This window comes from Pseudomonas sp. BO3-4 (genome assembly GCF_034044115.1).
GTDB lineage: Bacteria > Pseudomonadota > Gammaproteobacteria > Pseudomonadales > Pseudomonadaceae > Aquipseudomonas > Aquipseudomonas alloputida.
The window spans coordinates 2185929-2197553 of record NZ_CP139018.1 but is presented as its reverse complement, the minus strand read 5'-3'; the positions used below and the strand labels follow the sequence as shown (position 1 = coordinate 2197553).

11 protein-coding genes and 1 pseudogene are annotated in these 11625 nt (G+C 50.8%); 9 read left to right on the top strand and 3 right to left on the bottom strand.

Annotated features, from left to right (window positions below; translation table 11 throughout):
* The first annotated feature begins 615 nt into the window (after positions 1–615).
* A complete protein-coding gene (locus tag REH59_RS09950) occupies positions 616–1365 on the top strand; it encodes an SIR2 family NAD-dependent protein deacylase (RefSeq protein WP_181097911.1) in 750 nt (249 codons plus the stop codon).
* 258 nt (positions 1366–1623) lie between these two features.
* Here REH59_RS09950 and REH59_RS09945 read toward each other — a convergent pair whose 3' ends face one another.
* Both REH59_RS09945 and REH59_RS09940 read right to left on the bottom strand, forming a co-directional pair.
* Positions 1624–1833, bottom strand: a complete 210-nt coding sequence (locus tag REH59_RS09945) for a hypothetical protein (protein ID WP_320450495.1) — start codon at positions 1831–1833, stop codon at positions 1624–1626.
* Between the two features lie 160 nt (positions 1834–1993).
* A pseudogene (locus tag REH59_RS09940) lies at positions 1994–2545 on the bottom strand (PAS domain-containing protein); the annotation flags it as partial.
* A 1042-nt stretch (positions 2546–3587) separates the two neighbouring features.
* Between REH59_RS09940 and REH59_RS09935 the strand changes: the two are divergent.
* The 6 genes from REH59_RS09935 to REH59_RS09915 all read left to right on the top strand — a co-directional run bounded on the left by REH59_RS09935 (position 3588) and on the right by REH59_RS09915 (position 8134).
* Positions 3588–4340, top strand: a complete 753-nt coding sequence (locus REH59_RS09935) for an alpha/beta hydrolase family protein (RefSeq protein ID WP_121161193.1) — start codon at positions 3588–3590, stop codon at positions 4338–4340.
* Positions 4341–5023: 683 nt separating this feature from the next.
* Positions 5024–5356, top strand: a complete 333-nt coding sequence (locus REH59_RS09930; RefSeq protein ID WP_014860742.1) for a carboxymuconolactone decarboxylase family protein — start codon at positions 5024–5026, stop codon at positions 5354–5356.
* A 94-nt stretch (positions 5357–5450) separates the two neighbouring features.
* Positions 5451–6146, top strand: a complete 696-nt coding sequence (locus tag REH59_RS09925) for a DsbA family oxidoreductase (RefSeq protein ID WP_181097909.1) — start codon at positions 5451–5453, stop codon at positions 6144–6146.
* 51 nt (positions 6147–6197) lie between these two features.
* The gene (locus tag REH59_RS09920; RefSeq protein ID WP_181097908.1) at positions 6198–6746 is read left to right on the top strand and encodes an OsmC family protein; all 549 of its coding nucleotides are present in this window, start codon (positions 6198–6200) and stop codon (positions 6744–6746) included.
* Between the two features lie 81 nt (positions 6747–6827).
* On the top strand, positions 6828–7163 hold the full coding sequence (locus tag REH59_RS28745; protein ID WP_420715407.1) for a thioredoxin family protein: 336 nt from the start codon (positions 6828–6830) through the stop codon (positions 7161–7163).
* A 149-nt stretch (positions 7164–7312) separates the two neighbouring features.
* Positions 7313–8134: a DMT family transporter gene (locus REH59_RS09915; RefSeq protein ID WP_320450589.1), complete on the top strand. Its 822-nt coding sequence runs from the start codon at positions 7313–7315 to the stop codon at positions 8132–8134.
* Between the two features lie 91 nt (positions 8135–8225).
* On the opposite strand, the gene REH59_RS09910 is transcribed toward REH59_RS09915, so the two are convergent.
* Positions 8226–8684 carry an Lrp/AsnC family transcriptional regulator gene (locus tag REH59_RS09910; protein WP_099429028.1) on the bottom strand — a complete coding sequence of 153 codons (459 nt, stop codon included), beginning with the start codon at positions 8682–8684 and terminating at the stop codon, positions 8226–8228.
* Positions 8685–8836: 152 nt separating this feature from the next.
* Between REH59_RS09910 and metC the strand changes: the two genes are divergently transcribed.
* Both metC and REH59_RS09900 read left to right on the top strand, forming a co-directional pair.
* Positions 8837–10045 carry a cystathionine beta-lyase gene (gene metC / locus REH59_RS09905; protein ID WP_420715406.1) on the top strand — a complete coding sequence of 403 codons (1209 nt, stop codon included), beginning with the start codon at positions 8837–8839 and terminating at the stop codon, positions 10043–10045.
* A 122-nt stretch (positions 10046–10167) separates the two neighbouring features.
* Entirely contained in the window at positions 10168–11598 is a 1431-nt protein-coding gene (locus tag REH59_RS09900) for an amino acid permease (protein WP_320450493.1), read from the top strand.
* Positions 11599–11625: the final 27 nt, after the last annotated feature.

The following is an 11625-nucleotide window of genomic DNA, read 5'->3' as shown; positions in this document are numbered from 1 at the left end:
CTCTGGCTGCGGAGCTGGAGTCAGTTGCGCGCTCCGCTTGCTCGCGGTACCCCTGTTGGGTTCAAGGATTACTATCTAGACTGGATTGCTGTATATCCATACAGACAATGCTTTGATATCGGCAACTTCAGTACCCACAGCAGACCCCAGTCCCATAACTGTCCAGAAAAGGCAGCCTGACTAGCCTGGAAGGCACGTAATTCGGGGCTTCGTAGAAATGCATGGCTCTAAAGGATCATCCGATCCGTACTGCCCCGTCAGCGCCAGCGGAGCGAAATTTGCCCCAAGGGGTATGCGTTTCTCCGCAGTGAATTTGGTAACTGTATGGATGCACAGCTATCTGTACCGCCTTTCGACTTGGGAGGAGGCCTGGATGCACTCCATGACATCAGCGCTTTGATCTCTTGAGGTCTCTGCAGGCAGCGTACGCATTTTGCGATTAATGGAGTGTGCCGCCCCCTTTTCGCGCTATGGCCGCGTTCATAGCGCCAGCTTCGTTTTCTTGACAGTTATGTGACTCTTCCTGAGCGCTGCTGCTCGCCCCCTCACTGCCGCGCGATGACCAAACAGGCGGGCTCAGGTAACCTCAAGGGAACGAAAATCCAGGACATCTCAATGCCCCTCACTACCATCGCTAAGCTGTTGCAGGAGGCAAGGCACGTTGTCGTTTTCACCGGCGCCGGCGTATCCGCCGAGAGTGGAATCCCAACGTTCAGAGATGCATTGACTGGTCTCTGGTCTCGGTTCGATCCTGCCAAACTGGCAACTGCCGAAGCACTCCGAGAGGATCCCAGCCTGTGCTGGGGGTGGTATGAGTCTCGTAGGCAGAAAGTGCTGCAATCGCAGCCGAATGCAGCTCATCTTGCGATCGCAGAACTCGCTAAGCGCGTTTCTAAGCTGACAGTCGTGACCCAGAACGTGGATGACCTGCACGAGCGAGCTGGTAGCCAAGACGTGATCCACCTTCACGGCAGCCTTCACTCACCTAGGTGCATTGACTGCGGCAATGCTCACATGATGCCCTTTCCTTCTGATCAATTACCCGTGGAAGGTTGCCGTCTTGAGCCACCTCGGTGCGATGAATGTAATGGGTGCATCAGGGCTGGAGTCGTTTGGTTCGGAGAAATGCTTCCGGAAGCAGCCTGGAGCGCAGGCCTTACGGCTGCGGGTGACTGTGACCTATTTTTCTCGATCGGTACGTCCGGTGTCGTTTATCCAGCCGCGGAACTGCCCTTGCGTGCCCTAGGGGCTGGTGCCACAGTTGTTCATGTCAACCCGGTACGGTTTGAGGTCAGCAGCCAGGAGAAATTTTTGCAGGGGCCTGCCTCTGTCATGCAAGCACTTGTCAGAAAAGCTTTCAGCTGATTCACCAGGGCGCAAATGCGGGCGCCAGGTCGACTACATGCCCAAGTCATCTCAAGCCTTAAGCCTCTCAACTCTCTGGGAGGCCGCTTCGTAAGTACGATTGGGAAATGTTTTGTGAACTCGCGTACAAGGAAGGTAAGTGGCTGCAAAACGTGTATCCGTCGCCCACCAACGCGCTCACCCTCGAGCCGCAGAACGACGGATCAGACCTCCCTCATCATGCCTTGCTAGATGCTCGGATTATCGCAGGTATGTTTGTCACTTAGGCTGCTGAGTGGGCGCCAGCAATGTCTCGTCATCCAAAGCCGTTGGCATGCCGCTGCCGATTTTGATCAGGTCGCCAGCATGGTCGCGGGCAATGGAATCAAGCATTTCCTGATTCAAGAAAGCTGGGCGCTCACGAGCCATTTTGAGTTCGTAAGCATCGGGTGTTGGATTCTGCTCTTCAGCAGGCTTTTCGGGTGTCATTCAGATTGCCAATGGCTTGATTAGATCGATGCTACCGGTGCAGTAGCCTCTGAGTGCCGGAACTATACCCTACGACAGAAGCGAAGCAATCTACCCTGGTGATCGCGCAATAACCATTAAAAAAACGAGGCTATTTACATGTTTTTTGGAGGCAAAAAATAACCACACTCGCAAATTTCACGACCTTAGCTAGCTTGCCCTCGGTGTCATGCACAGGGTTGTAGGTTGCCTCCAGCCAAATATCGTTGCCATGCCCGTCGACTCGCTTGAAGCGATTCGCGACGTACTCACCACGGTTGAGTGTCTTCCAGAAATTTACGTACTCATCGGATGCCGCTTCTTGCGCGGAACAGAACATGCGATGGTGTTTGCCTACGATCTGGCCCAGTGAGTAGCCCATGGCATCAAGGAACTGTTTGTTCGCCGTGATTACGGTGCCATCCAGTTTAAATTCAATGACAGCCGTTGACCTAACCAGCGCTTCAATCAGAGCCTGGTTCTCCTTGGCCTCCTCAACGGTACGAGTAATCTCACTGCCGTAGCCCTGGACATGAGCCAAGCTCCCGTCTTGGTTTCGAACAGGAAGCCAGTAGATTTTCAACCATGCAAGAGTACCGTCAGCCCGGAGGTAGCGATATTCGTCATTGACAGGTTCGAATCGCGCCACAGCTTGATTGAAGGCGTGGAAGCAAGGGAGATTTTTGACGTAAGGTCGTCAACTCCCCCCCATTACGACAAGCTCGCTTTCAAGAAGGAGGCACTGCTGCTCCAACAGCTCCTTAACGCGAAACAAAGCGAAGCGGTCGTCGACGGTCTCATATGAGTTCTTCATAACGCTCGTCACAGCCAAGAGTACAAATGTTCTCCAATCGAACTTAGCGAGATATACTGTACGCATCAACAGTGTTTGGGCGGAGTGGCTTGCCCCCACCAACAACCTAGCTCAGCTAGTCGCGAAGCTCAGGGGGAGCAGCGGTTGCTGCGTGAAGGTCACTGAGGAAAGGCGTATTCGAAGGAGCCGCACATGTCATTGAAATCATCATTCGCCATCGTCCTTCGAGCGCTTCGCTGCAAGCGCAAACTCTCGCAACGCGACTTTGGTGATACGAGTCGGACGTTCCTTTCCAAATTGGAGGGCGCTCGATCTAGCCTGACGCTGGATAAGCTCGAACAAGTGAGCCAACGGCTTGAGCTGAGCCCTTTGACGTTGCTGACTCTCACTCTGAGCCAAGAGTCAGGCAGACCAGCTGCCGAGCTTATCCACGACCTTCGTTCAGAAATTGAGGGCCTGGGATGCGATGGGGGCGTGCCGGGATTGGAAAACGCCATCCATTGCATCGCTGCTCGCAAGCCTCGCAAACCCCAATCCTCCCAGGCTCTGTGCCCCCCTACTTTCTAGTGCCTTGACTACAAAGAGCATTCGGCCGATCCGCCCGCTGGAAAATTGGCATCAGCTCAATCGAGCCTAGGCTTCGATCCTGATTTGGTTGTTGGCCACGGTTCATCACTGCTCCAGGTCTCTTCCAGGATCGTACTAACACGTCACTGAGCACTGGGTGTTTACCCGTTCACTCCCGTCCTAACCGCTATATGCATTGCATAGGGCTTAGTCACCAAAGACGATGCAGAGCAGCCAAGATTGCCAGCATACCTACTAGGTGGTAGGCTTCTGATGCCTCACGGTTTGGAGCTTGCATTGCTATGCAGCCACAGTGAGAACCTAACGCCAGTTAATGCTTCCCATGGAATTCATCATGAGCAAACAGAAGATCACGTTCCTAAACGCTGAGGGTACGAGCCTTTCAGGACTGCTTGAAGCCCCTGAGTCACCCAGTGCTTACGCATTGTTCGCACATTGCTTCACCTGTGGCAAAGATATTAAAGCAGCTGCGCGTATTGCGAAAGCGCTGGTCGACAACAATATCGCTGTACTTCGTTTTGATTTCACGGGTCTGGGCGGGAGTGGCGGAGACTTCTCCAATACCAATTTTTCATCAAACGTTGCTGACTTGGTATCTGCGGCGGATTATTTACGCAACACGTATCAGGCTCCATCCCTTTTGATTGGCCACAGCTTGGGGGGCGCTGCAGTCATCGCAGCAGCTAAGCACATCCCTGAGGGAAAAGGCGTTGTGACAATCGGAGCTCCTGCTGATGCGACCCATGTTATGAAGCAGTTCAAGGGTCAAGTAGAAGCTATCAGAGACATTGGTGAATATAGAGTTACGCTTGGAGGAAGGGAGTTCACTATAAAAAATCAGTTCCTCGAGGATATTGAAAGTCAGCAGCAGGATAAAAGCATCGCGAACCTCCGACGCGCACTGCTTGTTTTTCACTCACCTACCGACAATGTTGTATCCATAGAACAAGCACAGAAGATTTACCAGACAGCTAAACACCCGAAGAGCTTCATATCGCTGGACTCTGCCGACCATTTACTTACAAACAGCCGAGACGCAGAGTATGTTGCCTCATGCATTACCGCCTGGAGTTCCAGATACTTATAGCCTTATAGAATCATCACATAAAGGAATACCTATATGAGGTACTGCTCAATTTTGATCCTAAAGCAGGCGAGAGAAAAAAGAAGAGTATGTCCTACTTTTTGCGACAGTGAGTCGGCAAAGCGACAAGAAAAAGCAAATGCCGGAAGTAGCTCTCTATCAATAATACTCTTGATAATTTTGGTGACATTTTTCGCGCTAGCTCTAATCGGAGCTAGCTAATTCCTGCGGAAGCTGGATACGAGAAGCTGGCGCACCGGCTACTAATATTGCGTCCATTCATTATAAGCCCAGCCCCGAAGTCTAATCGTGAAGCCCTAGTGCTCTACTGCTGGCCACTCACCTACCCGTCAGACCAACCGCAACAGCCTAAGCGCTTACCTGAAATGCCGGCTCCACTCACATCCGTTACAGGAGCCGCCTAACCTACCGACAGAGCTGAGAGCAAAGATAGCTTGATCCCAGGGGAGCAGCTACGCACCTGAAATGCATTGAAATCGAGATGTGGAGCCGCTTGCAGATCTCAGGCTCAGCGTCGCATGGGCTGCTCCTGCCTGCTGACCGGACGAATGCAGGTTGAAAAGGGCATTGCGACTTCTACCTACTAGTTGGTAGGCTAAGCCTGCACGCAAGAATCCATACTCAACATTTTCATTTCTACGCCTTGGCGTAGCTGCGAGGATCACATGCAAGACTGGAAAAAAGCACGACAAGACATTAATGCTCGCGTTATGCAGCTCGGCTCGCTTTCACCGGAAACCATCAAGGGCGTGATGGCGCTGGGCGGGGCCGGCGCGAAAACCAACCACCTCGATGCGAAGACCCGCGAACTGATTTCACTTGCAGTGGCGGTAACCACTCGCTGCGACGGCTGCATTGCTTTCCACGTCGCCGAAGCCAAGAAGCTTGGTGTCACAGTTGAGGAGGTCTCAGAAGCTCTCGGAGTCGCAATCAACATGAACGCAGGCGCAGCCTTGGTTTATAGCACTCACGTGCTAGACGCCTTCGACAAGGAATGACCTGAGGAGGCTGCTCCCCTAACGAGCAGCCCATTTTTTCGAGTTCGTCCCGCACACTCATAGCGAGAGTGCTGAGCATCTTAAGGTGATACAAATGAGCGCAGAATCCAAATTAATCACGATTGACGTTTGGTCGGACTTCGTCTGCCCTTGGTGCTGGATTGCGAAGCGCCGGTTCGAAAGTGCTCTCGCCGATTTTGAACACAAAGACGTGGTTCAGGTTAACTACAAGGCCTTTCGGCTCGCTGTTGGCCAAAAAGCCGCACCGATAAAGCAAGTTCTTGTGCAAAAGTTTGGCAATGAACAATCTGCAAACGGGATGATCGAAGCTGTCACTTCTAATGCCAGAGAAGTCGGCCTTGTTTACAGCTTTGACACGATGCTATTTGGAGACACTACTAAGGCACACGCTCTTGTCAAAGCGGTCGACGATAACGATATCAAGAAGGCTCTCAGCGAACGCCTTTATGAGGCCTGCACCACAGATGGACGCTCCATCTTCGAAGAGAACTCGTTGTCGGAAATTGCGGCAGAAGTGGGTATCTCAGCAAGCTTCGTACAGCACGCTTGGAATGATCAGACGCTGCCCAATCTAATTGCTAAGGATGAGAAAGAGGCTCGCGAGGTCGCGAACGGCGTTCCTCTGTTTGTCTTCAACAACGGTTTCTACATCTCGGGAGCTCAAACCGTTGACGCGTTCAAACTGGCGCTACAACGAATGTATTCGAGTGCCACCGAAGGTGAGTCCTTCCAAGGGCAAACCTGCGGCCTTAACGGATGCGACAGCTGATCAACATGTCCGCACGTTAACGATAAGTATTAATTTCTGTAGGCCGTCAGTATGAGCAACATTGTGAATGGTATCAACGTTACTAATCTAGAAAACTTCGCTCGCGACGTAGCAGCGGATCACACAAACGCTGAAGTCCGCTTCAATGTCCAGACTAAATGGATGGGCCAAACCAAAAGCGTTACAAATGTTACTCAATGCAGTCTCGCCGGTCGGCAAATGGAGCGAAACTTCCAGATAGTCTCGGACGAGCCTGTTGAGCTACTAGGTGAAAATACAGCGCCTGGCCCAATGGAGTTGTTACTTGCTGCCTTGAATGCATGTATGTCGGTAGGCTACGTAACAGGCGCTGCGGCGAGGGGCATCAAGATTAAAGGTCTTGAGATTGAAACGGACACTGATCTCGACCTGGCTGGTTTCTTAGGACTTGATGAAAATCTTAATCCTGGGGTCAACGAAGTACGTTACAATGTAAAAATTTGCGCAGACGCCTCACAGGATCAAATCGAAGAGCTTCATGCACACGTCATGAAAACCTCACCAAACTTCCATAATATGGCGAGAGAAATTAAAGTATCGCCAAAACTGGAGATCATATAAATCTGGCAGCATCACAGATGAAGGGTCGCCGAAGCTCTGGCGACCTTGCGCTGCACTTTGAAAAAACTGGTACATATATCCATGAATGAAAGTTACGAATTAGACACTAATGGACTCCATAGAGAACTCAGTGCACCCAATAGAATTCATCTTATTTGCTTTTCTTCCCCTTGGTGCGGCCCTTGCACCGGGATGAGGCCAGTTTTCGAAAAACTCGCTGATGCATACTCTCAACTCGCGACATTTAGACACGTTGATGTCTCACAGTGTCCGACGGTCGCGAAAGCAATGAATATCAATGGTGTTCCGTCAATCGCAGTATTTAGAGACGGGATTCTCTCTAAGCTGATCATGGGTGCGAGCTCATACAGCGAACTGCAGAAAACTCTGGAAATCGAACTAAAGCACATAGATTGAGTCGTCCTGAAAGTTCTGAGGCACGTTCAACGGATGCTCATTTAGGAAATCTCACCCTACCCAGTGGAAGAATTCTCTTGAATACCCCTCTATCTCCAGCTTTGACCACCAAACAAGTACATCGCGTTGTGTTCCTGACGGCCATCGCGATGATAGCGTTTGCAGCGAACTCAGTTCTGTGTCGGGTCGCATTGCGGCACAGCGCCATCGATCCGATTAGCTTCAGTGTCATACGTTTGGTGAGTGGTGCACTGATCCTATGGATGATTCTCAAATTTCAGCGACCAGCAAAAAAGAGCGCAGGCTCTTGGGGAGGCGCCGTATCACTCTATGTCTATGCCTTCGCTTTTTCCTACGCGTATTTGAAATTGGATACCGGTACCGGCGCGCTTGTTCTGTTCGGCGCGGTGCAGCTAACCATGCTTGGGTACGGATTTCTCCAGGGAGAGCGCATGGGCGCCTTGGCATTGCTAGGCTTACTGCTGGCGATTGCAGGCCTTGTCATACTCCTTCTTCCAGGATCCAGCGCCCCGCCCCTGGCAAGCGCAGTGATGATGCTCGCGTCAGGGGTGGCATGGGGAGTCTACTCAATCCTAGGAAAAGCCTTAGCTGATCCGTTAGCGGCTACAGGTGGCAACTTCATGATGTCTGTTCCGCTAATCGTGCTTACCGCACTGCCCTTCATGTCCTCTTTCCATGCAGACGTTGTCGGTATTACTTATGCCATCGCATCAGGCACCATCGCATCAGGCGCGGGGTACGCTATCTGGTACGCGGCGGTTCGACATCTCTCATCTTTCCGAGCAGCCACTGTGCAGCTTACAGTCCCAGTGATTGCCTCCATTGCCGGAGTTCTACTGCTGGGGGAAACCTTCACCACTCGCCTTGGCCTGAGCTCACTGACAGTACTAGGTGGCATAGCTCTGGTATTGTCGGCTAAGCAAACACCTTCGCTAAAGCCGCGAGACTGAAAGCATCGAAACGTGCAACTCATTCGATTTTGAGCTGCACGCACTGCATCAATTGCTGGGACAAGTTACACACTGCGCGTCACATTGGCACTTACAAAGGAAGCGTCGGACATCTTTTTATCTCTTTGAGAGAAAAGCCCGTATACATCTCCTTAATATTCCCCAAACGGCGTATCTTGTACATAGCCAGCTGATGGAAATCGTCCATATCTTTAACCACCACCTGCAGTAAATAGTCATACTTCCCAGATATATTATGACAAGAAAGCACACTCGGCAGGGAATTTATCCCCTTCTCAAAGTTATCCATCGCCTCCTCTGAGTGTGTATCCAACGTAATACTGATGAAAGCAAAAACATTCAAACCAATAGCTTTTCGGTTAAGCGAAGCGTGATACCCCTCGATCACCTCCTCTTCAAGTCGCTTCAATCGCTTCCAGCTTGCCGGGGCGGAAAGCGAGACGCGAGCTGCGATCTCAGCGTTGGTGAGACGACCGTTCAACTGAACGATCTCAAGGATCATACGATCCACCTTATCCAGCTCAATCATCGGGATGTCTCGGGCAATGGCAGAAAAATCTGGGTTAATGGGACAAGAAGCCACACTAGAAACGCCTAATAATATTCACCAAAAAACCGCTTAGCAAGAAATATACGAAAGAAAATTTCTCTATAGAACAAATATAATTAGCTGATCTAATCATGTATCGATCAGAGAGAAAAGCCTTGAATAACAATAAGTTAACTGCATCAAGCGCGACGGTCATTGCTCACGCAGGTAGCCACCCCGAAGACCACTATGGGTTCGTCAACCCTCCTATCTACCGAGGTTCGACAGTCGTATTCCCAAACGTCGACTGTATGCAGAATGGCGACCAGCGCTATCAGTACGGGCGGTGGAACAATCCATCGACCGAGGCCCTTTGTGAAGCTATATCAGCGCTAGAAGGCGCTACTGGGACTGTTCTGTGCCCTTCCGGCCTGTCCGCATGCGTTACCGCGATACTGTCCGTGGTGGGATCAGGCGAACATATCCTGGTACCTGACAGCGTTTACGCCCCGACACGCCATTTCTTGGATACCGCAGGAAAACGGCTGGGCATTCAGACAACCTACTACGACCCTCAAATTGGAGCAGGCATTTCTGAGCTTTTCCAATTTAATACTGAGGCAGTGTTTACTGAGTCGCCTGGCTCACATACCTTCGAGATTCAAGACATCCCAGCAATCGCCAAGGCCGCACACGCCCATGGCGCGCTGGTTCTGCTCGATAACACCTGGGCGACACCGCTGTATTTCAAAGCGATCGATCATGGCGTTGATCTCTCGATTATGGCCGCCACCAAGTATATCGTAGGTCACTCTGATGCTCTTATCGGCACTATCGCAGCATCATCACGCGCATGGCCTCAACTAAAAGCCTACCATTTCCAATCGGGCACATATGTAAGCCCAGACGACGCGAATCTGGCTCTACGAGGACTCCGGACATTGGACGTCCGTCTGGAGCGCCATCAACGCAGTGCGCTATGTGTGGCCAAGTGGCTGGAAGAACAAGACCAAGTTTCTCGCGTCATTTACCCTGGTCTGCCATCCCACAAAAATCACTCGCTATGGCGCCGAGATTTTACCGGAGCAACCGGCCTCTTATCGTTTGTTACCAAATCCGCCCCCATTGAAGCAGTCAAAGCCCTTCTTGATGATCTGAATCTTTTCGGACTCGGCTATTCATGGGGTGGCTTTGAAAGCCTAGCGATGACAGTAGATCCACGAAAAATTCGTACTACAACGCTTTGGGAGGAAGAAGGTCACCTCATTAGACTTCATGTCGGTTTGGAGAGCCCAGAAGATCTTATCGCCGACCTAAAACTTGGCTTTGATAGATTCGACCTAATTCGCCATCAGTCTTAAGAATGATCTATCACTAGTTAAACGGGCATGAGAACGAACCTTGGCACATATTACGACCAGGGACGCCGGCAGTTTACACCCGTCATCACGCACTGCCGCAAATAATAAAACTGGAGGCAAATGTGAGCATTTTTAGAACAAAAAGCTTAGAAGAAATAAGCAAATTACAGCACTCCAAAGCATCTCTGAAAAAAGTACTCGGGCCAGTCGATTTGATTTTTATCGGTGTGGGCGCCATTGTAGGAACAGGTATTTTTGTGTTAACGGGCACAGGAGCTCTAACAGCTGGGCCCGCATTAACAATTTCATTTATCATCGCTGCTTTAGCATGTGGGCTTGCAGCACTCTGCTATTCAGAGTTTGCATCAAGCATTCCAGTAGCAGGCTCCGTCTATACGTACAGCTATTTCACACTTGGGGAGATTGTTGCATGGATGATCGGCTGGGATCTTATGCTCGAATACGGCCTGGCGAGCGCAGCAGTCTCTGTTGGTTGGTCTGGTTACTTTCAATCCCTGCTAAGCGGGTTCGGATTATCGTTACCCACTGCGTTGACTGCAGCACCTGGGGCGCTACCGGACGTTAGCACATTCTTCAATCTGCCTGCGTTTATCATCATGATGGTAATCACCTGGCTGCTTTCTATTGGAATACGTGAATCTATTAAAATCAACAACATTATGGTGGCACTCAAAATTGCAGTAGTGCTTTTGTTCATTATCGTCGGCGCCCGACACATAAAGCCCGAGAACTGGCAGCCCTTCGCGCCTTTTGGGTTCAATGGAATTATGAGCGCAGCAGCGTTAGTGTTCTTTGCGTTCATTGGTTTTGACGCAGTATCTTCTGCAGCTGAGGAAGTCAAAAGACCTGGGCGTGATTTGCCTATCGGGATTATCGGTTCACTGGGCATATGCGCGATATTGTACGTAGTTGTATCCATGATCATGACAGGTATCGTTCCATTCCGGGAGTTCCTCGGCATCGACCATCCCGTCTCGCTCGCCCTCCAGTATGCAGGTGAGAACTGGGTAGCGGGCTTCGTCGACCTAGGTGCTATTTTGGGTATGACAACGGGTGTGCTTGTAATGCTCTATGGGCAATCCAGAATTATCTTCGCTATGTCTCGCGATGGACTGGCACCCTCTAAGTTCTCCGAAGTACATCCTAAATATGGCACACCATTCTTCACTACTTGGGCGATCGGCATCATTTTTGGTCTTATCGCAGCAGTAGTCCCACTGAATGTACTTGCCGAACTTATGAATATAGGCACGCTAGCTGCATTCTGCCTAGTTTCGTTTGCTGTAATCGTGCTTAGGAAGAAGCGCCCCGATCTGCCACGCGCCTTCAAGTGCCCGCTCGTACCGCTCGTACCAGCACTCGCAATTATTGCCTGCATTACGCTGATGTCGTATCTAAAACTGCACACATGGATTGCATTCGGCGCATGGCTGCTCGTTGGAGCCGCAATTTACTTCCTATATTCCAAAAAACACTCAAAGCTCAATACTTCTGCGGACGGCGCATTGAAAGGAGGCATTCGCTCGATCTAATTCACTAGCGCCCCATTTTGGCCAGTC